The 21,235-nt window shown below is 68.8% G+C and carries 22 protein-coding genes and 1 other RNA gene; 9 read left to right on the top strand and 14 right to left on the bottom strand.

Annotation, left to right across the window (positions count from 1 at the left end):
• Positions 1-27 precede the first annotated feature (27 nt).
• Positions 28-1,149: an FAD-dependent monooxygenase gene (locus tag DL990_RS39150; RefSeq protein WP_125801692.1), complete on the top strand. Its 1,122-nt coding sequence runs from the start codon at positions 28-30 to the stop codon at positions 1,147-1,149.
• Here the strand turns inward: DL990_RS39150 and DL990_RS39145 are convergent.
• Positions 1,094-1,768: a response regulator transcription factor gene (locus tag DL990_RS39145; RefSeq protein WP_125789224.1), complete on the bottom strand. Its 675-nt coding sequence runs from the start codon at positions 1,766-1,768 to the stop codon at positions 1,094-1,096. The two genes, DL990_RS39150 and DL990_RS39145, sit on opposite strands and share 56 nt — an antisense overlap.
• Complete coding sequence (locus DL990_RS39140) at positions 1,743-3,365, bottom strand: histidine kinase (RefSeq protein WP_233620706.1); 1,623 nt, start codon at positions 3,363-3,365, stop codon at positions 1,743-1,745. The genes DL990_RS39145 and DL990_RS39140 overlap by 26 nt, the downstream gene beginning before the upstream one ends.
• A 97-nt stretch (positions 3,366-3,462) precedes the next feature.
• On the opposite strand from DL990_RS39140, the gene DL990_RS39135 reads away from it, so the two are divergent.
• On the top strand, positions 3,463-3,672 hold the full coding sequence (locus tag DL990_RS39135) for a hypothetical protein (protein ID WP_007034335.1): 210 nt from the start codon (positions 3,463-3,465) through the stop codon (positions 3,670-3,672).
• The gene (locus DL990_RS39130) at positions 3,669-4,427 is read left to right on the top strand and encodes a hypothetical protein (RefSeq protein WP_125789223.1); all 759 of its coding nucleotides are present in this window, start codon (positions 3,669-3,671) and stop codon (positions 4,425-4,427) included. The genes DL990_RS39135 and DL990_RS39130 overlap by 4 nt, the downstream gene beginning before the upstream one ends.
• Positions 4,428-4,602: 175 nt before the next feature.
• On the opposite strand, the gene hutI is transcribed toward DL990_RS39130, so the two are convergent.
• Genes hutI through hutH form a run of 5 tightly spaced genes read right to left on the bottom strand, consistent with a single transcriptional unit; the run spans position 4,603 to position 11,422 of the window.
• Positions 4,603-5,766 carry an imidazolonepropionase gene (gene hutI / locus DL990_RS39125; RefSeq protein ID WP_125801691.1) on the bottom strand — a complete coding sequence of 388 codons (1,164 nt, stop codon included), beginning with the start codon at positions 5,764-5,766 and terminating at the stop codon, positions 4,603-4,605.
• A complete protein-coding gene (locus DL990_RS39120) occupies positions 5,754-7,049 on the bottom strand; it encodes a formimidoylglutamate deiminase (RefSeq protein ID WP_125789221.1) in 1,296 nt (431 codons plus the stop codon). The genes hutI and DL990_RS39120 overlap by 13 nt, the downstream gene beginning before the upstream one ends.
• On the bottom strand, positions 7,046-8,242 hold the full coding sequence (locus tag DL990_RS39115) for an allantoate amidohydrolase (protein ID WP_125801690.1): 1,197 nt from the start codon (positions 8,240-8,242) through the stop codon (positions 7,046-7,048). Before DL990_RS39115 ends, DL990_RS39120 begins: the two co-directional genes overlap by 4 nt.
• The gene (gene hutU / locus DL990_RS39110) at positions 8,239-9,891 is read right to left on the bottom strand and encodes a urocanate hydratase (protein WP_125801689.1); all 1,653 of its coding nucleotides are present in this window, start codon (positions 9,889-9,891) and stop codon (positions 8,239-8,241) included. Before hutU ends, DL990_RS39115 begins: the two co-directional genes overlap by 4 nt.
• Positions 9,892-9,895: 4 nt before the next feature.
• Positions 9,896-11,422 (bottom strand): histidine ammonia-lyase, encoded by a 1,527-nt coding sequence (hutH, locus tag DL990_RS39105; RefSeq protein WP_125789218.1) that lies wholly within the window; start codon positions 11,420-11,422, stop codon positions 9,896-9,898.
• A gap of 338 nt (positions 11,423-11,760) precedes the next feature.
• Here hutH and DL990_RS39100 point away from each other — a divergent pair, with 338 nt between their 5' ends.
• Complete coding sequence (locus tag DL990_RS39100; RefSeq protein WP_125789217.1) at positions 11,761-12,546, top strand: IclR family transcriptional regulator; 786 nt, start codon at positions 11,761-11,763, stop codon at positions 12,544-12,546.
• On the opposite strand, the gene DL990_RS39095 is transcribed toward DL990_RS39100, so the two are convergent.
• The 4 genes from DL990_RS39095 to ssrA form a co-directional block, all read right to left on the bottom strand.
• Positions 12,534-12,749, bottom strand: coding sequence for a hypothetical protein (locus DL990_RS39095; protein ID WP_065913043.1), 216 nt, complete (start codon positions 12,747-12,749; stop codon positions 12,534-12,536). The two genes, DL990_RS39100 and DL990_RS39095, sit on opposite strands and share 13 nt — an antisense overlap.
• A gap of 320 nt (positions 12,750-13,069) precedes the next feature.
• Complete coding sequence (locus tag DL990_RS41635; protein ID WP_199746785.1) at positions 13,070-13,447, bottom strand: alpha/beta fold hydrolase; 378 nt, start codon at positions 13,445-13,447, stop codon at positions 13,070-13,072.
• A gap of 3 nt (positions 13,448-13,450) precedes the next feature.
• Positions 13,451-13,606 carry an alpha/beta fold hydrolase gene (locus tag DL990_RS41630; RefSeq protein ID WP_199746784.1) on the bottom strand — a complete coding sequence of 52 codons (156 nt, stop codon included), beginning with the start codon at positions 13,604-13,606 and terminating at the stop codon, positions 13,451-13,453.
• Positions 13,607-14,054: 448 nt separating this feature from the next.
• Positions 14,055-14,427: a transfer-messenger RNA gene (ssrA, locus tag DL990_RS39085) on the bottom strand.
• A 155-nt stretch (positions 14,428-14,582) separates the two neighbouring features.
• Between ssrA and DL990_RS39080 the strand changes: the two genes are divergently transcribed.
• The 5 genes from DL990_RS39080 to DL990_RS39060 all read left to right on the top strand — a co-directional run bounded on the left by DL990_RS39080 (position 14,583) and on the right by DL990_RS39060 (position 18,905).
• Positions 14,583-15,260 carry a sensor domain-containing protein gene (locus DL990_RS39080; protein ID WP_125801688.1) on the top strand — a complete coding sequence of 226 codons (678 nt, stop codon included), beginning with the start codon at positions 14,583-14,585 and terminating at the stop codon, positions 15,258-15,260.
• The gene (locus DL990_RS39075) at positions 15,257-16,396 is read left to right on the top strand and encodes a sensor histidine kinase (RefSeq protein WP_125801687.1); all 1,140 of its coding nucleotides are present in this window, start codon (positions 15,257-15,259) and stop codon (positions 16,394-16,396) included. Before DL990_RS39080 ends, DL990_RS39075 begins: the two co-directional genes overlap by 4 nt.
• 52 nt (positions 16,397-16,448) lie before the next feature.
• Complete coding sequence (locus DL990_RS39070) at positions 16,449-17,090, top strand: response regulator transcription factor (protein ID WP_125789213.1); 642 nt, start codon at positions 16,449-16,451, stop codon at positions 17,088-17,090.
• Positions 17,091-17,234: 144 nt separating this feature from the next.
• Positions 17,235-17,486: a hypothetical protein gene (locus DL990_RS39065; RefSeq protein ID WP_125789212.1), complete on the top strand. Its 252-nt coding sequence runs from the start codon at positions 17,235-17,237 to the stop codon at positions 17,484-17,486.
• A 93-nt stretch (positions 17,487-17,579) separates the two neighbouring features.
• On the top strand, positions 17,580-18,905 hold the full coding sequence (locus DL990_RS39060; protein ID WP_125801686.1) for an acyltransferase: 1,326 nt from the start codon (positions 17,580-17,582) through the stop codon (positions 18,903-18,905).
• Here DL990_RS39060 and DL990_RS39055 read toward each other — a convergent pair.
• From DL990_RS39055 to ftsX, 3 genes are read right to left on the bottom strand one after another with little or no spacing between them, the layout of a single operon-like run.
• Entirely contained in the window at positions 18,895-19,791 is an 897-nt protein-coding gene (locus DL990_RS39055) for an amidohydrolase family protein (RefSeq protein WP_125789210.1), read from the bottom strand. The two genes, DL990_RS39060 and DL990_RS39055, sit on opposite strands and share 11 nt — an antisense overlap.
• Positions 19,788-20,270 carry an SsrA-binding protein SmpB gene (gene smpB / locus DL990_RS39050; protein ID WP_101612637.1) on the bottom strand — a complete coding sequence of 161 codons (483 nt, stop codon included), beginning with the start codon at positions 20,268-20,270 and terminating at the stop codon, positions 19,788-19,790. The genes DL990_RS39055 and smpB overlap by 4 nt, the downstream gene beginning before the upstream one ends.
• Positions 20,271-20,322: 52 nt before the next feature.
• Positions 20,323-21,216, bottom strand: coding sequence for a permease-like cell division protein FtsX (gene ftsX, locus DL990_RS39045; RefSeq protein ID WP_125789209.1), 894 nt, complete (start codon positions 21,214-21,216; stop codon positions 20,323-20,325).
• Between the last annotated feature and the right edge of the window lie 19 nt (positions 21,217-21,235).

Raw genomic sequence — 21,235 nt, 5'->3', positions numbered from 1 at the left:
TACTCTACAGATGTAGAGGAGGTCGACATGCGCAAAGCGATCGTGATCGGCGGAGGAATCGGCGGACTGGGTGCCGCCATCGGGCTGCACGGCATCGACTGGGAGGTCACCGTCCTCGAACAGGCGCCGGAGCTCACCGCCGTCGGCGCCGGCATCTCCCTGTGGCCGAACGCCCTGCGCTCACTCGAAACACTGGGCGTCCGCCCCCGCACGCTGCGGGAACAATCATCCGGCGGTCTCCATGACCGCGAAGGCCGCCGCATCACCCGTTGGGACGCCGAAGCGTTCCGCCGTCATCACGGCCGTCCGCTCGCCGCCATCCATCGCGCGGACCTCATCGGCGCGCTCCGCGACGCCCTCCCCGACGGCTGCATCCGCACCGGCGTCGAGGTCACGAGCCTCGACGATCTCGACGCCGACGTCATCGTCGCCGCGGACGGAATCCACAGCACCGCCCGCGGACAACTCTGGCCACGGCATCCCGAACCGGTCTACAGCGGCAGCACGGCCTTCCGCGCGGTGACCACCCTCCCTCACCCGACAGAACTCAGCACGAGTTGGGACGACGGCGCCGAGATCGGCGTCATTCCGCTGCACGACGGCCGCGTCTACTGGTGGGCGAGCTACGTCGCCGAAGCGGGGATCCGTTACGAGGACCCGAAGGCGTATCTGCGGAACCGCTTCGGCGGCTGGCACGAGCCCATTCCCGAACTCATCGACGCGACCACGCCGGAGACGCTGCTCCACCACGATCTCCACCTGCTCGGCACTCCCCTGCCGACCTACGTCAAAGGCCGCGTCGCGCTCCTCGGCGACGCGGCCCACGCGATGCCACCGTTCCTCGGCCAAGGGGGCTGCCAGGCGATCGAAGACGCCGTCGTCCTCGCCGCCGCGCTGAGCACCACCGAAGACGTCGACGCCGCACTGAAGAGTTACGACGAACAGCGCCGCCCACGAACCCAAGCGGTGGTCAAATCCTCGGTGCAGGCGGGAAAAATGGGACCTCAGCTGCGCAACCCGCTCGCCGTGGCCGTCCGCAACGGCGTGTTCCGCCTGCTGCCCGGCGCGCTCACCGCCCGCATCGGCGCCGGGGTCAGCGGCTGGACGCCTCCGGTTCCCCGCCGACCAGCCCCGCCTCGTACGCGGTGATCGCGGCCTGCACGCGGTTCCGCGCGCCGAGCCGGTTGAGGATGGTGCTCACGTAGGCCTTCACCGTGCCCTCGACCACGAACAGCTTGGCCGCGATGTCCGCATTGGACAGTCCGGAACCCAGCAGCGCCAGCACTTCCTGTTCACGCGGGGTCAGCTTGCCGATCAGCGCCCGCGCCTCCTCGGCGCGGGACACCTGGTTGCCGGAGAAGCGGGCGATGACCCGCTGCGCGACCTTCGGCGAAAGGAAGGCCGCACCGCCCGCGACAGCGTGGATCCCGGACAGCAGTTCGCGCGGATCACCGGATTTCAACAGGAAACCGCTCGCGCCGAGGCCCAGCGCACGCTCGATGTAGGCGTCCTCGCCGAACGTGGTCAGCATGATCACGCCGATCTCGGGCAGCAGCCGCCGGATCTCCTCCGCCGCCTTGAGCCCGTCCATGACCGGCATCCGGATGTCGAGGAGGACGACGTCCGGCCTGGTCGCGCGCGCCTGCTCGACCGCGGCACGGCCGTCCTCGGCCTCCGCGACCACTTCGATCCCCGCGTCCGCGGCCAGGATCGCCGACACGCCGGCGCGGATCATCGCCTCGTCATCGGCCAGCACCACCCGGATCATCCGGGTTCCCCCTTTGCTCGTCTTCACTGATCATGTCCTTCGCCACGAGTTTCCCCTCGGCGAAGCACAGCCGGTAGGCCTCGTAGTTCAAGTTGAACACGGTGCGCTCGGTGCCGTAGTACTCGCATGTCGCCCCCGCGGGCACCGGGGGCTCCACCACGCGCGGCCGGGCGATCCGCTGGCCGCCGGGCAGGACGGCCGCGATCTCCGCCCGCGACTGGCCGATCCGGATCCGGTCGTAGTCGGCACCGGCGAGTACGGAGCCGTACCACTGGACGAGGAACACCACCCCGCTGATCCCGACCACCAGGCCGAACAGCCCGATCGGCACGACGATCGCCTGGATCAGGCTGCGCCGGACGTCACGGCGGGCACGTTCCAGTTCCCTGGCCGACAGGGACTGCCCGACCTCGGCGTCCATCGCCGCCTGGCTCTCGGGCGATTCCTCCGACGGTGCCGCGTCGTGCGGCAAGGTCGCGCTCACCTCGAATCCGCCTTCGTGAGGTCCTGCCCGCAGGGTCCCGCCGACCAGCCGGACCCGCTCGCGCAGGCCGATCAGCCCGCGCCTGCCCGAAGCCCGGCCCGGCAACGGCCCCGCCGGCGGCGCGGCATTGGTGACCACGACGTCCGTCCGCCCCGCCGACCGCACGACCCGGACGGTGACGGCGGCACCCGGCGCGTGTTTCACCGCGTTCGTGACCGATTCCTGGACCACGCGATACGCGGCGCGGTCGACCATCTGCGGTTCGCCGTCGAACGGTGCGTCCACAGAGGACTCGATCAGCACGCCGGAGGCTCTTGTCCGGTCGAGCAGTTCGTCGATGCTCTCGTGCACCGGCTCGGTCGGCGCGTCGTCCTCGCGCAGGACCCCGATGATCTCGCGCAGCCGTTCGGTGGCCGTCGCGGCGCTCTGTCGCAGGTCACCGGCGGCCTGCCGCTGCTGCTCGTCGAGCCCGCCCGCGACCTCCAGCGCCGCCGCGCGCACCGCGATCAGGCTCAGCTCATGGCCCAGCGAGTCGTGCATGTCGCTGGCGATCCTCGTCCGTTCGCGCAGCCGCGCGCGGTCGGCGATGAGCCGCTGGCGGCTCTCCATCTCCTCTGCACGGCGCCAGCCGTCACGCGCCATGTCCTCGCGTTGCCGGATGTAGCGGCCCAGCAGCCATGGCGTCACCGAGGCGAAGACCAGGAGGCCGAGCAACGCGCCCCAGGCCGAGAAGCCGTCCTCGCTCCACAGCAGCGCCACCGGCACCGCGATCACGGAGACGACGGTGAAGACGCGCAACATCGGCTTCGCGACCGGCTGCCGGTAACCCGCGAGGTAGCTCACGGCGACGAGGAGGAACCCTTCCCAGATGGGCACCCGGCCACCGAAGCTGCCCAGCACGATGAAGCTCGCGATCATGGCGATGGCGAGCGAGACCAGCGGGTACCGGCGCGACACCGCGATCGCGGCCGTGGTCGCGGTGAGCCCGAAGAGCAGCTCCCAGTGCTTCGTACTGGATCCGGCGTCGATGGTCACCCAGCCACAAAGCCCGAGCCACAGCGCGACGTCCATGACCAGCCGCCGCCCGCGCCGCACGGGCTCCTCTCCGTCCATCACAGACCTGGACGCTACAAGCCGTGACGAGCGGACCGCCATGGACGAAAGTAAAGGTCCCCTGCTTTCCCAGCCCGATGGGGCATGATGATCCACCATGGCCGAGCGCACACTCACCGGTCAGCTAGGCGGTCCTGTCCCGGCAGGCATCGAAGCGCTGGCCGACAACGAGAAGCAGGACCTCTCCGACGCGTTGCGCGACGCGCGCCACCGTCAGGCCAAGGCCTTGGCCGAAGCGGGCGAAGAGGGCCTGAAGTACGTACCCGCGCTTCTGCGGGGCACCGTTCGCAAGGTGGTGGGCCTGTGACCACCGAAAACTTCGCCTCGCGGGCGGAGATCCTCAAACTCGCCCGCGTCCTCGGCACCACCCCCGAGCGGCTCGCTTATCTGGAGAAGGTGGACGCCGCCGAACTCCAGGCGTTCCGCGAGCAGGTCACGGACACGCTGTTCGACGCCAACCGCGCCGCCCTCGAGCGGATGGCGATGGCGAGCAAGCTCGTCCCGAGCCCGATCCTCGCGAAGATCGCCGAGAAGGTCTTCGGCCCGCTTCTGTGCGCGCGGATCGCCGGGCTGGTGGACGTCTCCCGGGGCGTCGACGTCGCGAAGCGGCTGAAGCCGCCCTTCCTGGCCGACGTCGCGGCCGAACTGGACCCGCGCCGCGCGAGCGCGATCATCGGGCGGATCCCGCTCGACACCGTGGTCGCGGTCGCCGGTGAACTCGTGCGCCGCGAGGACTGGATCACCGTCGGCCGGTTCGTCGGCCACCTGCCCGATCCGACGGTGCGCAGGGCACTCGACGTCATCGGCGACGAGGCGCTGATCCGGATCGCGTTCGTCCTCGACGACAAGAACCGGATCGATCACGTCCTCGGGCTGCTCTCCGAGGCCCGGTTCCGCGGCCTGCTGCGGGTTGCGGCCGCCGACGAGGACCTGTGGCCGCCGGTGCTCGACCTGCTCACCCACCTGAGCGAGAAGCGGGTCGAGCAGTGGTCCCATTTGCTCGGCGAACTCCCGCCCGCGCTACGCCTGCGCGTCGAGGAAACCCTCGGCCGGGCCTCCTGACCTCGGCATCCGGCAAAGTCGCATAGCCGCTGTCCGGTGCCGTTCTCGATGTGTCGGCGCGGGTGGTCGTGAGTGACTGGCGGGGCTGACGATGGAGGAATCGGGACGTTGAGTGTCCCGAATCCTCCATCGTCGCGGGGTCGCTCCCCCGCGGAGGAGCAAGGGACCTTTGCTATCACTTTGAGGCGAAACCACTGGTCAGAAGCTTCCCGCGCCGCCACACGGCGGCCGTCAGCGGCACCCCGGGCCGATACGCGAGGTGCGTGACCGAAGGCGCTTCGAGCACCTGAAGGTCCGCCCGCGCGCCGGGCCGGATCACCCCGACGTCGTCCCTCCGCAGAGCCCGAGCGCCGCCCGCCGTCGCCGACCAGACGGCCTCCTCGATCGTCATCCGCATCTGCAGCACCGCGGTCGTGACGCAGAACGCCATCGAGGTCGTGTACGAGCTGCCCGGGTTCGCGTTGCTCGCCAGCGCGACCGTCGCCCCCGCGTCCACGAGCCGCCGCGCCGGCGCCAGCGGCTGCCGGGTCGACAGGTCGCACGCCGGCAGAAGGGTGGCGACAGTGTCCGAAGCAGCGAGAGCCTCGACGTCCGCTTCGCTCAGGTACGTGCAGTGGTCGACACTCGCGGCCCCCAGCTCGACGGCGAGCCGCACCCCCGGCCCCTCCCCCAGCTGGTTCCCGTGCACCCGCAGCCCGAGCCCGCGTTCCCGCGCCGCCTTCAGCACCCGCGCGGACTGCGCCTCGTCGAAAGCGCCGGTCTCGCAGAACACGTCCGCCCATCGCACGAGCGGCGCCACCGCGTCGAGCATGTCACCGCACACCAGGTCCACATAGGACTCCGCGTCCGCGCCCGGCGGTACCAGATGCGCGCCGAGGAAGGTGACCTCGTCGGCCACGTCGGCGGCGATCCGCGCCGAGCGCACCTCGTCTTCGACGTTGAGCCCGTATCCGGTCTTCGTCTCCAGACACGTCGTGCCCTGCTTCGCCGCTTCGTCGACGTGACGCCGCAGGTTCGCCGCCAGCTGCTCGTCGGAAGCCGATCGCGTCGCGTCGACGGTGACCGCGATCCCTCCGGCGCTGTACGCCTTCCCGGCCATCCGTGCCTCGAACTCGGCCGTTCGATCCCCGGCGAAGACGAGGTGCGTGTGGCTGTCCACCCAGCCGGGCAGCACCGCGCGGCCGTCGACGTCGACCCGCTCGTCCGCGTCGGGCGCGTCCGCCGCCGAACCGGCCCAGGCGATCGTCTCGCCCTCGACGATGACGGCCGCGTCGCGGAGTTTGCCCAGCTCGGCGTCGTTCGTGGTGAGCTCGCCGATACCCGTGATCAGGACTGCCACAATGCCTCGATCTCCTTGGCCAAGACCGTTTCCGGCCGGTCGATCAGCTGATGCGCGCCGTCGCGGACGATCTCACGTCCGGCGACGACGACATCCCGGACATCCGCGCCGGAGGCGGCGAAGACCACCCCGGACGGCTCGATCCCCGCGGTCCGCACCGACGCGAGGCCGACCGTGACCAGGTCCGCACCCGCCCCCACGGCCAGCTCGCCGACCTCGTCCCAGCCGATCGCGCCGTGATCCGTCGCCGCCGCGAGCAGTTCCCCGGCGGTGAACCGGCCGCGCTTCTCGCTGGCGAGCCGCTCGTTCAGTTCCAGCGCCCTGGTCTCCTCGAACGCGTCGACGACCGCGTTGCTGTCGCTGCCGAGCGACAGCCTCACACCCGCGTCCAGCAACGTCCGCGCGGGACCGATGCCGTCGCCGAGATCCCGTTCGGTCGTCGGGCAGAAGCAGGCACGACTCCGCGCCTCGCCGAGTTGCTCGATGTCGAGCGGCGTCAGATGCGTCGCGTGCACCGCGGTGAGCCGCTCGCCGAGCACGCCGCGGTCATGGAGCAGCCCCGTCGGCGTCCGGCCATAGGCCGCAAGGCACTGCTCGTTCTCGCCCCGCTGCTCGGAAAGGTGGATGTGCAGCGGCCCGGCTCCACGATCCACTTCGGACAGTTGATCTTCGGGAACGGCGCGCACGGAATGGATCGCGCCACCGACCCGGAACGTCTCGTCCTCCCGCAGCTCGCCGACTCGCCGCGCCCAGTGCGCCGCGGAACCGTCGGAGAACCGCTGCTGCACCTCGTCGGGCTCGACGCCGATGCCGCCCGCGAGGTAGCACGTGTCGAGCAACGTCAGCCGGATCCCGGCGTCCCTGGCCGCCTGCCGCAGCGCCTCGCCCATCGCGTTCGGCTCGCGGTAAGGCTTTCCGCCCGGCGCGTGGTGCAGGTAGTGGAACTCGCCGACACTCGTGTATCCGGCCAGCACCATCTCGGCGTAGACCCCACGCGCCAGCCGGTAGTACGTGTCCGGATCGAGCCGCGACGCGAGCGAGTACATCCGCTCGCGCCACGTCCAGAAGGTCCCGCGGTCATGATGCGTCCGGCCGCGCAACGCACGGTGGAACGCGTGCGAGTGCCCGTTGGCGAAGCCGGGCAAGGTCAGTCCATTCAGGACAGTTCCTTCGCGAGGCGCGTTCGCCGTCACGGAAGCGATCTTCCCGGCGTCGACTTCGATCCGGACAGCGTCGGCGATCCCGTCCGGCAGCCAGGCACGTTCACACCAATATGTCGTCATGTCGACAGTTTCTCCAGGGCGTCCGCGAGCGCACGGGCACCGTGGTCGACATCCGCCGCCTCGGAGAACTCCTCCGGGGAATGGCTGATCCCGGTCGGATTACGCACGTAGAGCATCCCGGACGGGACGAATCCGGCGAGGATCGCGGCGTCGTGCCCGGCACCGGTCGGCAGCTCCGGCGGTCCGCCGAGCCAGGTGCCCAGGTCGCGGCGCAGCGCGTCGTCGAAGACCACGTCGTCCGAGTACGACTCTCTGGTGACCTCGACGCGACAGCCTTCCTGCCCGGCCGCCTCTTCGGCCAGCTTCGCGATCTCCGCGACCAGTTCGGGCGTGTCCGTGCCCGGCACCCGCGCGTCCAGCCACAGATCCACAGTGGACGCGATGACGTTGGTCCCGCCGGGAGTGGGTACCAATCTGCCGACGGTGGCTCTGGCGTCGGCAGTCGCCTTCGCCAGTTTCCGCACGGCGAGCACGGTCTCGGCCGCCGGGATCATCGGGTCACGACGATCACCGATCAGCGTCGCACCGGCGTGGTTCCCCTGCCCCCGGAAGGAGAATCGCCATCGGCCGTGGGCGATCACCGTATTGCCGACGGCGACCGGCGAACCGAGGTCGATCAGCCCGCGCCCCTGCTCGACGTGCAGTTCGAGGAACCGCCCGATCAGGCCGAGTCGCTCGGCGTCCCGGCCGATCCGATCGGGATCGAGGCCGGATTTCGCCGCCGCTTCGGCGAACGTGACGCCGTCCGGATCACGCAGGCCGCGCGCCTTGTCCGCGTCGATGGTGCCGGTCAGCAGCCGCGAGCCGAGGCACGGCACGCCGAAACGGCCGCCTTCCTCTTCCGCGAAGACCACGACGGCGAACGGTTTGGCGGGCCGGAATCCCTTGGCCTGCAAGATCTCCACCGCGTCGAGTGCGCTCGCGACGCCGAGCGGGCCGTCGAAGGCGCCGCCGCCGGGCACCGAATCGAGGTGGCTCCCGGTGACCACGGCGTCCGGCCCGGGTGTGCCCCACCAAGCCCAGATGTTGCCGTTGCGATCGGTCTCGACACCCAGCCCCAGCCGTCCCGCGCGCTCGACGAACCACGCGCGCAGTTCGGTTTCGGCCGCGTCGAAGGCGTGGCGGGAGTAGCCGCCGCGCTTCGGGTCGCGGCCGACGCCCGAGATCTCCTCCAGCAGCGAGGACGCGGTCACTCGGCGTCCCGCATCGGCACGCGCACGCCCCGGTGGTCGGCGACGTCGGCGGCGCGGTCGTATCCGGCGTCGACGTGCCGGATGACGCCCATGCCCGGATCGTTGGTGAGCACGCGTTCGAGTTTCTGCGCGGCCAGCAGGGTTCCGTCGGCCACGCTGACCTGGCCGGCGTGGATGGAGCGGCCCATGCCGACCCCGCCGCCGTGGTGGATCGACACCCAGGTGGCGCCCGACGAGGTGTTGACCAGCGCGTTCAGCAACGGCCAGTCGGCGATCGCGTCGGAGCCGTCGGCCATGCCCTCGGTCTCGCGGTACGGCGAGGCGACACTGCCCGAGTCGAGGTGGTCACGGCCGATGACGACCGGCGCCTTCAGCTCGCCGCTGGCGACCATCTCGTTGAACCGCAGGCCGGCGAGGTGCCGCTCGCCGTAGCCGAGCCAGCAGATCCGCGACGGAAGCCCCTGGAACGCGACGCGTTCGCCCGCCAGCTTGATCCAGCGGGCGAGGGATTCGTTCTCCGGGAACAGTTCCAGCATCGCGCGGTCGGTCGCCGCGATGTCCTCGGGATCGCCCGACAGCGCCGCCCAGCGGAACGGGCCGTTGCCCTCGCAGAACAGCGGGCGGATGTAGGCGGGCACGAACCCCGGGAAGTCGAACGCGCGCTCGCAGCCGCCGAGTTTCGCCTCGCCGCGCAGGGAGTTGCCGTAGTCGAAGACCTCGGCGCCCTTGTCGAGGAAGCCGAGCATCGCCTCCACGTGCTCCGCCATCGACTCGCGGGCGCGCTCGGTGAACTCGTCGGGCTTCTTGTCCGCGTAGTCCTGCCACTCATCGACACCGATGCCCTTGGGCAGGTACGAAAGCGGGTCGTGCGCGGAAGTCTGGTCAGTGACGATGTCGACCTCGACGCCGCGGCGCAGCAGTTCGGGCAGCACCTCGGCGGCGTTGCCGACCACGCCGACGGACAGCGCGCGCTTCTCCTTCTTCGCGGCCTCTACCCGGCGGATCGCGTCGTCGAGGTCGTCGGCGACCTCGTCGAGGTAGCGAGTCTCGACGCGGCGGCGAGCACGCTGCGGGTCGCATTCGATGACGAGGGCGACGCCGTCGTTCATCGTGACGGCCAGCGGCTGCGCGCCACCCATGCCGCCGAGACCGGCGGTGACGGTGAGCGTTCCCTTGAGGCTGCCCCCGAACCGCTTCTTCGCGACGGCGGCGAAGGTTTCGTACGTGCCCTGAAGGATTCCCTGCGTGCCGATGTAGATCCAGGACCCCGCGGTCATCTGGCCGTACATGGTCAGGCCCTGCGCCTCCAGGCGGCGGAACTCGGGCCACGTCGCCCAGTCGCCGACGAGGTTGGAGTTCGCGATGAGCACGCGCGGCGCCCATTCGTGCGTGCGGAACACGCCGACCGGCTTACCGGACTGGACGAGCAGCGTCTCGTCCCGCTCCAAACCGGTCAGCTCGCGGGTGATCGCGTCGAAGCTGGCCCAGTTGCGGGCGGCCTTGCCGGTGCCGCCGTAGACGACCAGGTCCTCCGGGCGCTCGGCGACCTCGGGGTCGAGGTTGTTGTGGAACATCCGCAACGCGGCTTCGGTCTGCCAGTTCTTCGCGGTGAGCGTGGTGCCTCGGGCGGCACGGACCGTGCGGGACATGGGCTCAGACCTCCAGTTGGGCCGCGGCGAGGACGGCACCCGACGCGACGAGTTCTTCGGCGGCGGCGATCTCCGGCGCCAGATGACGGTCGGGGCCGGGGCCCTCGACCTTGGTGCGGACGAGATCCCGGACCCGGCCGGTGACCGGCGACGGGACCAGGGGCGCGCGCATGTCGAGTGCCCGCGCGGCGGTGAGCAGTTCGATGGCGAGGACGGTGTTGAGCCCCTCGACGGCCTTGCGCAACTTGCGCGCGGCGGACCAGCCCATGGAGACGTGGTCCTCCTGCATGGCGCTGCTCGGGATCGAATCGACCGACGCCGGCACCGCGAGACGCTTGAGTTCGCTGACGATGGCCGCCTGCGTGTACTGGGCGATCATGTGGCCCGAATCGACGCCGGGGTCGAACGCGAGGAACGGCGGCAGGCCGTGCGAACGGGCCTTGTCGAGCATCCGGTCGGTGCGGCGCTCGGCGATGCTGGCGACGTCCGCGAGCGGGATGGCGAGGAAGTCGAGCACGTACGCGACCGGGGCGCCGTGGAAGTTGCCGTTCGACTCGACGCGGCCGTCGGACAGCACGACCGGGTTGTCGACCGCGGAGTGAAGCTCACGCTCAGCGACGAGTTCGGCGTGCGTGAGGCTGTCGCGTGCGCCGCCGTGCACCTGCGGCGCGCAGCGGAGGGAGTACGCGTCCTGGACGCGGTTGCAGTCCGGACCGCGGTGGCTCTCGACGATCTTCGAGTCCTGAAGCGCCGTCCACATGCGCTGGGCGCTCCGTGCCTGCCCGGGATGCGGGCGCAGCGCCTGGAGATCGGCGGCGAAGGCACGATCGGTACCGAGGAGCGCCTCGACGCTCATCGCCGCGGTGATGTCGGCGGTGTCGAGAAGCTTGCGCAGATCGGCCGCGGCGAGCAAGAGCATGCCGAGCATGCCGTCGGTCCCGTTCGTGAGGGCGAGGCCCTCCTTCTCCGCGAGAACGACCGGCTCGATGCCGGCGTGCTTCAGCGCGACACCCGCCTGGACGACTTCGCCGTTGTACTCGACTTCGCCCTCTCCCATCAGCGCGAGCGCGACGGCGGCGAGAGGCGCGAGGTCACCGGAGCAGCCGAGAGAGCCGTACTCGTGGACGAGCGGGGTGATCCCGGCGTTGAGCAGGGCCGCAAGCGCTTGCGCGGTCTGCGGCCGGATACCGGTGTACCCACTGGCGAGCGTGCGGAGACGCAGCAGCATCAGCGCGCGCACGACCTCGGTCTCCACGACCGGGCCCGCGCCCGCCGCATGCGATCGGATCAGCGACCGCTGCAGGGCGGTGCGGCTTTCGAGCGGAATGTGCCTGGTCGCAAGCGCCCCGAAGCCCGTCGAAACGCCGTACGTCGGCGTCTCGGCGTGGGCGAGGTCGTCGATGTGCTGACGCGTCGCGGCGAGGTTCTTCTCGGCCGCTTCGCTGACCGCGACGGGCGAGTGGTCACGGGCGACCGCGACGACCTGTTCGGGCCGAAGCGGTTCGGAGCCCAGAAGTACGGTTTCCGGCATAACCCCATTGGACAACGCCATGCCCGCTGGTGGGCGGCCCCAACCGGTGGTTGTGTCTGGTATCCAAGACACGCACGGTGTTAGCAAAGGACCCTTGCTATCGCGGGCGACGGAGGTGTGTGGATATAGGGATGTTGAGTGTCCCTATATCCACACACCCTGTACTCCGCGTAGCGGTGCGCACTGACTGTGTGGGTTTTGGGACATCTGACGTCCCAAAACCCACACGGTCACCTGCAGAAAGAGAGCAAGGGACCTTTGCTACCGCTTCTCTCAACGCTGAGAGAAGCGGTAGCAAAGGTCCCTTGCTATCGCGCCGAGCGAAACAGGAGGTCAGCATGGGTGAGAGCAGCGAAGTACCGGCTCTGCGACGCGGCCTCGGAATTCTTCGGGCCCTGGCCGCCCGGCCGGGTCCGGTGTCGGCGGCCGCGATCGCGCGCGAACTCGGCCTCCCGCGTTCGACGACGTATCACCTGCTCGCCGAACTGGAAGCCGCCGGTTTCGTGGCGCACTTGCCCGCCGAGCGCCGGTACGGCCTCGGCATCGCCGCGTTCGAGCTCGGCTCGGCCTACCTGCGGCACGATCCGCTGGAACGGCTCGCGGTCCCGCTGCTGCGCAAACTCGCCGATCGGGTCGGCCACACCGCGCACCTCGGCGTGCTACACGGCAACGAGTCGCTCTACCTGGTCAAAGAACGCCCCACGCGCCCGGAAACCCTGGTCACCGAGGTCGGCGTCCGGCTGCCCGGGCAGCTCACGGCGTCAGGCAGGGCGATACTGCGGCACCTGCCCTCGCCGCACGTACGCGCGCTCTTCCCTGCCGCGTCGGCGTTCGTGCTGCGCACCGGTCGCGGCCCGCGCACCCTCGCCGAACTACGCCGCACGCTGAACGCGGAAGGAAGGCTCGGCTGGGCGGTCGAAGACGGTCACGTCACCGAAGGGTTCGCCTCGGTGGCTTGCCCGGTCTTCGACCACGGCGGCCGGCCGTTGGCCGCGATCAGCGTGACCCTCCGCCACCTCTGCCCGGGGGGCGAGGGATGCGAGGAAACTTGGCCCGACCTCGCCGAAGAGGTCCGCCTGACCGCGGCCGAACTGACTACCCGGATCGGGGGTCAGGTGCGCTGAGCGTGCTTCTTCTGTACTCCCTCGAGCCCGAGCATCGCCAGTAGTTCGGCGCAGTCGAGTGCGTCCGAAGAGTGCCCGGCGACGGTCCTTGCGGCCCTGCCGTTCTGCACGGTGAGGCGGATTTCTTCTTCAGCCCGCACACCTGCCATGCGGCTCTGGTCTTCTGCGGGATCGGGACGACTGGAATGCCTAGCCCAGGTCATCTGCCACCTTCTTCCGGCCCTCCGGCGACACGGGGTCGGTTCGAAAGAGGGCCATGGTCGGACACTCAGCATGACATCCCACCCCGCAGCAGTTCCCGGCGCGGGTGAATTGAGACAAAAATGATCTAGTTTCCACTACTCTCCGTGATTCAACAGGACTCGAGCCGGCATTGAACGGCTCCCCCCGCGTCCGGCACCAGATGCCCCCTCCCCGACGATCTCGCGGCGCGCGCCGGTCCCGTCCGCGATCGCGTCGGCAACGATCTCGTACTCCTGCCGGTGATCGCCGGCGATCACGAGCATCGGGAAATCCGCGGAGGTCAGCACTTCGAGCGACAGCTCCGCGTCTCCCGGCGGCCGCATCCCGACCGACGCCCAGCGCCACGTCGCAGCGTTTTCGGCACCGGATCCGCAATGGGCAACGGCACACCGGCGAGAGGGAAGAAGACCTCGCCAGGATCTTCCAGCGAGCCGTCGAGGAGCTGCCTCAGTTCGGCGTCCCACGCATCGACGACCTCATCACCACGAACGACCCCGGCCGCGGGCGGCTCGACCACGGTGAGCGTCCGGACCATCTCCGGCCGCCGCACGGCGGCGAGCATCGCGACGATCGCGCCGTAGGACAGCCCGACCAGATGCGCGGGCTCGTCGAGCACCTGCTCCGCGATCAGTGCGGCATCGGCCTCGAAATCCCGCACTCCTTACGGCGATTTCCCGCAACCGGGCCGGACCGGCGCGAGCAACGTCCACCGCTCGGTCAACGGACGCTGAGTCCGCCACGCTTCCCTGCCGCCGAGCAGCACACCGTGCACGAGAACGACGCGGTCCGGATCCCACTGATGCACATGAAGCCGCATGGTCCTGGGCCTATTCGCCGAAACGGGATCGGCCTATGTCCGTGAGCGCATGATGTTCCGCCTCAGTGCCCCGGCGAGGTGAATCCGGGAAGTCTTTCTTGGGCCATTTTGACCTTTCCATTCGCTGTAGTGGATGAGCCACCCCCTCTCCCGGAGGCCGCCTTCAGGGATGCATCGTCGCTGGCCACAACCTCGACACTACACCAAATCGAACAGGAGTGCGAACCCGAACGGCCCATCGAGAAGAAGATCCGAAATGCACGTGCCGAGAAAGCAGCGAAGCGCGCCTAAAGGCGCGAAGGACCGTAAGTCGCTTTAAGCATCTTCGCAATAGGCGGCATCTCGACACCCATTGCGGAGTCATGCCAAGGTGAGCCACAAGGGAACCGCAGCGCCCCATACATGAAGAAGCGGCCCTACCCCGAGGGGCAGAGCCGCTTCCGTCGACCAGTGGAGGTGCCGGGAATTGAACCCGGGTCCTCTGGCGTATCACCAGGGCTTCTCCGTGCGCAGTCCGCTATGTCTCTACTTGGCCCCTTCAGTCACGCGAACAAGCTGAAGTGACGAGCCCAGCCACTGTTTGTTTCCCAACCACACCCCGTAGCCGAGCGCGGCGGTAAGCCTCCTAGCTGATGCCGGTGACCGGGTCGGAGGCGACCCCGGACCGACAGAGTTGCTCTACTGCTTAGGCAGCAAGAGCGAACTCGCGCTGGCTCTTAGGCTCGGCGCTTATTGGTTTGCGATGACGCTTACGGTGGTCTCTCGCCTGCACCGGCACGCTTCTCCTGATTCAACGTCCAAAGTCGAAACCGTTCACCCCCTTGTGGGATACAACCTCCCCATCATAGCTCGGACGGCAACCGGGTTATTCCCGCAGGTGGGGCTAGCCCCACCGGGGAGATGCCCGCGGGCACCATGTCGCCTGTCCCTCCTGAGGGAAGATGCTGGTCTCCTCGCACCAGAGAGGAGCACGACCATGAGTGCGCTAGCGGCCGAGCGGGAGCTGAGCAGGTCCGATCCGTCGTTCGGCGGCTCGCTGGTCTACCTGTTGATGAACCTGCCGATGGGCATCGTGGCGTTCGCGCTCCTGATGACGTTCTTCTGGGTGGGCATCGGTACGGCGGTCGTCTGGATCGGGCTGCCGATCCTCGCGCTGGTGATCCTGTCGGTCCGCGGCGCCGCCCGGATGGAGCGCGCCAGGGTGTACGCGCTGCTCGATCGCTACATCGACCTGCCGTACCTGCCGTTGCCCGACGCGGGCCAGACCGTGCGGTGGAAGGCTCGGCTGAAGGACGCCTCGACGTGGCGCGACCTCGGCTACTTCTTCCTGCTCTTCCCGCTCGGGATCATCGAGTTCGTGCTGGTCACGGTATTCTGGTCGACCAGTCTCGGTCTCGCGGGCCTGCCGATCTACTACCGCTTCCTGCCTGGCGGCGAGTACCGCTTCCCGACCTGGGAAAACGCCTGGTTCACCGTCGATTCGACGGTCTCGGCGCTGCCTTGGGCCGCTCTCGGAGTGCTGTGCATCGCCCTGTCGGTAGCGTTGACGAAGGCGCTGGCGGGCTCGCATGCCCGGCTGGCGACGGCGCTGCTCGGGCCGACCCGCGCCCAGCGCGGCCGTCTGAAGGATTCATGGGGCGAGGTTCACGGATGACGATCGACCAGCAGGTACAGCAGGTGGGGATTCCTCGGCCGCGGCCGTTGCGGTCGATCGTCTACATGATCGTCAGCTTCGTGTTCCGGCTGCTTCAGTTCGTTTTGATCGTCGTGGGCCTGGCGGTCGGCATCGCGACGGCGGTGGTGTGGGTCGGCTTCCCGATCCTCATGGCCACGACCAACTTCATCCGCTGGTCCGCCGACCGGGAGCGAGGCTGGGCGCGGACGATGCTCGAGACTCCGCTGGGACCGATCGAGCGGCTCCCCGTCGAAGGGCTTTCGCTGGTCAAGCGCTGGCTGACCCGGCTGACCGACGCGACGACGTGGCGCGACCTCGCGTACCTGATGGCAGCGTTCCCGCTGGCCTGCTTGGAGCTCCCGATCGCGATCGCGTCGATCGTGCTGCTGCCGATGGCGATCTGGGTCACCCCGTGGCTCGGCTGGCTGCACGGCAACCTGGCGTACTCGCTGCTCGGCCCGAACCGCACGCAGCGGCTGGAGCAGAAGGCCGAACGGTTGCAGTCGTCGCGGGCACGAGGAGTCGACGCCGCCGAGGCCGAACGCCGCCGCATCGAACGCGACCTGCACGACGGCGCACAGCAGCGCCTGGTCGCCGTCGCGATGAGCCTGGGCCGGGCGAAGTCGAAGTTCGACCACGACCCGGACGCCGTACGCGAGTTGATCGACGAAGCGCACCTCGACGCCAAGCTCGCGGTATCGGAACTGCGCGATCTCGCCCGGGGGATCTACCCGGCCGTGCTCGGCGACCGCGGCCTCGACGCCGCCTTGTCCGCACAGGCCGCGAAGTCGCCGATCCACGTCGATGTCGACGTGGACGTCGAGCCGAGGCCGCCGGCGGCGGTCGAGTCGACCGCGTACTTCATCGTCGGCGAGACGCTGACGAACATCGCGAAGCACTCGGGAGCGACCGAAGCGGGTGTGAAGGTGTGGCGCACCGACTCGATGGTCATCGTCGAGATCACCGACAACGGGCACGGTGGCGCCGAAGTCCGGCCAGGTGGCGGCCTGGCGGGGCTCGCCGACCGGGCGGCCACGATCGACGGTGTGATCACCGTCGTCAGCCCGCCCGGCGGTCCGACGGTGATTCGTGCGGACCTGCCGTGCCAATGGTGACCAGCTCGTGAGTGAATAGGCTCTGCCATTCACTCACGACGCTGGGGGCAGCATGCGGGTTGTCATCGCCGAAGACGCGGTTCTGTTGCGCGCGGGGGTGATCCGCCTCCTCGCCGACGAGAACATCGAGACCGTCGCGGCCGTGGACAACGGTGACGACCTGCTGGGCGCGGTCAAGGAGCACCGGCCGGATCTCGCGATCGTCGATGTGCGGATGCCGCCCACATTCACGGACGAGGGCTTGCGGGCGGCGCTGGGCGCTCGCGAGGTCATCCCGGGCCTGCCGGTTCTCGTGCTTTCCCAGTACGTCGAGGAGAGCTACGCCGTCGAACTGCTGTCCGGGGGCGCAGGCGGAGTCGGTTACCTGCTCAAGGAACGCGTCGCGGACGTCGGGGACTTCCTCGACGCGGTCAAGCGGGTCGCCGGCGGTGGTACGGCCATCGACCCGGACGTCATCGCGCAACTGATGGCACGGGGCCGCAAGAACCCCCTCGACGCCCTCACAGCCCGCGAGTCCGAGGTGCTGGGGCTGATGGCGCAGGGCCTGTCGAACACCGCGATCGCGAACTCGCTCGTCGTCTCGCACGGCGCGGTCGAGAAGCACATCGGCAACATCTTCTCGAAGCTCGGCCTCGAAGCGAGTTCGGTGGAACATCGCCGGGTCCGCGCGGTGCTCACTTACTTAGGGCGCTGACCTGGGGAAAGAGAGCAAGGGACCTTTGCTGTCACTCCCGGGACGGCTCCACGAAGCAGCCCGAGTAGCTCTTGGTGGCGAACCCGTCACTCACCTAACATGGGCAGACTGTTGGTGAGCGACGAGCCGAACCGAGGAGGACCCATGACCGGCAGGCCCTCCCACAGCGTCCGCTTCTTCGGCGGCCCCCTCGACGGCCGCGTCCAGGAACTCGGTGACACCGAGCCGGTCGCGGGCACCGTCCTCAAACACGTCCATCTGCACGACGGGCCGAAGATCGAGACCCGCTACGAACTCGGCCTCGCCGAGGACGACTGCTGGGAATTCCGGCTCTGTTCCGCCCCCGTCCCGGAGCCCGCGCCGCGGCCCGAGCCCGAACCGGACGGCGTGGGGTAGGGAAAACTCCACCTTCCGAGGGCGAAAACAGGAAGATCGATACGGCGGCCCGCACCGCTGTTTTCGCGGCCCCGAAGCACCAGGCTCTTTCCCATGCACACGAGCCAGAAGCAGGGCCGGGACAGGTTCCTGGACATCGTCCGAGCGGTCGCGATCCTCGCGGTCGTCGTTCAGCACTGGGGAATGCCGGTGCTCTCGTACGCCGACGGCCATCTCTCGACCGGGAACGCTCTCGCGACGCCCGGCTGGTGGGTCATCACCTGGCTCAGTCAGGTCATGCCGCTGGTCTTCTTCGCGGGCGGCGCGGCGAACCTGATCTCGCTGAGCCGCGCGGAAAGTTCCCGTTCCTGGCTCGCGGCCCGGCTCAAGCGGCTGATGATCCCGGTGCTGCCGCTGGTGGCCGTCTGGCTGTTCGTCCCGGACATCCTGCGCGGGATGGGCATTCCGGAGCAGCCGTTGCAGGTGGGTGGCGCGATCGCCGCGCAGCTGCTGTGGTTCCTGGCCGTGTACGTGCTCACTGTGCTGCTCACCCCGCTGATGGCCGCCGCGCATCGGCGCTGGGGCCTCAAGGTCCCGCTCGTGATGCTCGCCGCCGCCGTCCTCGTCGACGTCGCCCGCTTCAACGACCTCAGCCTGATCGGTTTCGCGAACGCGATCTTCGTCTGGATGGCCGTGCATCAGCTCGGTTTCCACTACACCCAAGGCCGTCTCGGTTCGCTCGGCCGCCGCGCCGCGCTGGGCATGTCCGCCGCCGGTTTCGGTATCACCGCGCTGATGGTCGCTTTCGGTCCGTACCCGGCCAGCATGATCGGCATGCCGGGCGCCCCGGTGTCGAACATGAGCCCGCCGACCGTGCTGCTGGCCTTCCTCGCGATCGGCCAGATCGGACTCCTGCTGGCCTTCAAACCGCAGCTGAACGCACTCGCCGCCCGGCCGAACCTCGACGCCGCCCTGAAGTGGATCGGCCCGCGGTTCATGAGCGTCTACCTGTGGCACATGCCGGCGCTGATCGTCGTCTCCGGTGTCGCGGTCTACGGCCTGGGTTATGAGACCCCCGAACCGGGTTCCGTGCTGTGGCTGACGATGGTCCCGGCCTGGCTCGGCGCCTGCGGACTGGTGCTCCTCGGCCTGCTGCGCCTGTTCGCCCGGTTCGAAACACAGAGCTCCGGCCCGGCCTCGACGGCGCCCACGCCTCAGCTGGTGCTGGCCGGACTGGCGATCGCAGGCGGCCTGCTCGGTCTCGCCGCGCACGGTTTCGCCCCGCTGAGCGACGGTCTCGCACAGGGCCCGGTGCCGTGGGTGGCGCTGGCGACGGGCGGATTCCTTCTGGCGGGCAAGCAGATCCCGGTCACGGAACTGGGGACGCGACTGCTCGGCCGTGCCGTCTCGGTCAGCGAGGTGGCGCAGCTCAAACGCTGAGCAGTTTGGCAGGGGTGTCGTGCAGCACCGCCCGCAGGAACGGCTCACCCAGGCGATCGTCGGCTGCCCAGCCGGCGATCGCCTGCAGCTGCGTGGCGTACGAGTACGGGATGTTGGGGAAGTCGGTGCCGAGCACGACGCGATCCGGGAACTCCGCCAGCAGGTCGGTCCAGTCCGGCGGGAGCGGGTTGCCGCGCGAGGTGAAGTCCACGCCGACCATCGTGGTGTCGAGGTACACGCGTGGATACTTCCTGGCCAGCTCGAACGCGAAGTCGATCTCCGGCATACCCGCGTGTGCCAGGACCAGCGTCAGCTCCGGATGCCGCACCAGGATCTCTTCGAACAACCGTAGCCCGGTGTAGGCACCCTTCAACGGACCGTGTCCACAGTGGACGACCACGGGGACACCGGCGTCCGCCAGCGCGCCCCAGACGCCGTCCAGCAGCTCGTCACGCGGGTCGTAGGCGCCGACCTGGACGTGCGCCTTGAAACAGCGCGCACCCGCCCGCAGCGCACCGTCCACAACGGACAATGCCGAGGGCTCCGGGTAGAACGTGCCCGTCGGCACGGCATCCGGGACGCGTTCGGCGAACTCCAGCGCCCACGACGTCAGCCATTCGGCCATCCCGGGTTTGTGCGGATAGACCAGCGGCGCGAACTTGCGTACGCCGAAGGACCGCAGGGTTTCGATGCGTTCCTCTTCCGACGTGCGGTAGTACACCGGCCAGGCCATGCCGTAGTGCTCTTCGGCCTGGTCGAAGTAGGCCCACACCTTGTCCATGACCGGTTTCGGCAGGAAGTGCAGATGAAGGTCCACGAGCCCGTCGATGCCGAGGGCCGAGATCCAGTCAGGGATCTCGGCGTCCGAAGCGGGCCCGTGGATCAATCGTTGTACCGGCCCTTCAGCGCCCGGCCCAAGGCCCTGCTGATGGTGCGGTCCGCGTCGCGCTTGGAGATGTCCTGCCGCTTGTCGTAGGACTTCTTGCCCTTGGCCAGCGCGATCTCGACCTTGACCTTGCCGTCCTTGAAGTACATCGACAGCGGGACCAAGGAAAGCCCGCTCTCCTTGGTCTTGCCGATGAGCCGCTCGATCTCCTGGCGGTGCAACAGCAGCTTCCGGGTGCGGCGCGGCGTGTGGTTCGTCCACGTGCCCTGCACGTACTCCGGGATGTGCACGTTGCGCAGCCAGACCTCGCCGTCGTCCACCGTGGCGAACGCGTCGGCCAGCGATGCCCGTCCTTCACGCAGGCTCTTCACCTCGGTACCGACGAGCACGAGACCGGCTTCGTAGGTATCGAGGATGGAGTAATCGTGGCGAGCCTTGCGGTTCGACACGATCACCTTGTGTCCACGTTCCTTGGGCATAGCGGCGACTCTACGTGAGTTTCTGTGTTCGGGCAGGTGGTTATCGGGGCGGTTAGTGGCGCACGTACAGGCGCAGCGTCACGTAGCCGGTGATCGCGGAAATGATGACCGAGACGGCGAGCAGGATCGGCGCCACCGGGAACAGCAATTCGAGCATGCCGACCGCGGGGAACACGTCTCCGGTGAGCACCAAGTCGAGCAACAGCACCTTGGTGAGCACGAGGAAGACGATGCCGATGATCGCACCGACGAGGCCGGCGACCACCGCCTCCAGGAGGAACGGCAGCTGCGTGTACCAGCGGGTCGCGCCGACCAGCCGCATGATGCCGACCTCGGTACGCCGGGTGAACGCCGACACCTGGATCGTGTTGGCGATCAGCAGCAGCGCGGCGATGGCCATGATCAGCGCGGCGCCGAAGGCCAGGTTCCGCACACCGTTGAGCGCGTTGAACACGCGGTCCAGTGCCTTCTGCTGGTCGTCGACCTTGCTGACGCCGGGTTTCCCGGTGTACTCCTGGATGATCGCCTGGCTGCGCTCGGGATTCTTCAGCTTGACGTGCAGCGACGCGGGCAGCGCCTCCGGTCCGGTCAGCGCGAGCAGTTCGGGCTGGCTCTCGAACATCTTCTTGAACCGCTCGTAGGACTGCTCACGGTTCTCGAACACGACCGACTCGACGCCGTCGTTGCCCTGCAGGTCCTGGCGCAGCGACTGGCAGGCGGACTGCGAGCAGTTCGGGTCACCGGAGCTGATGTCGTTGACCAGATAGACCGAAACCTCGACGTCGGCGAGGAAGTTGGCCTTCATCTTGTCGATCGTGCCGACGGCCAGCAGGCCGAAGCCGAGCATGGCGAGGGAGACCGCGGTGGTGAGGATCATCGCGATGGTCATCGTGACGTTCCGGCGCAAGCCGGTGACTACCTCGCTGAAGACGAAACTGGCGCGCATCGGGGTTGATGTCCCTTGG

Source organism: Amycolatopsis sp. WAC 01416 (genome assembly GCF_003947485.1).
In the GTDB taxonomy this organism is placed as follows: Bacteria; Actinomycetota; Actinomycetes; order Mycobacteriales; family Pseudonocardiaceae; genus Amycolatopsis.
Note: the sequence above shows the minus strand (reverse complement) of the source record. Positions and strands in the feature narration are given on the sequence as shown.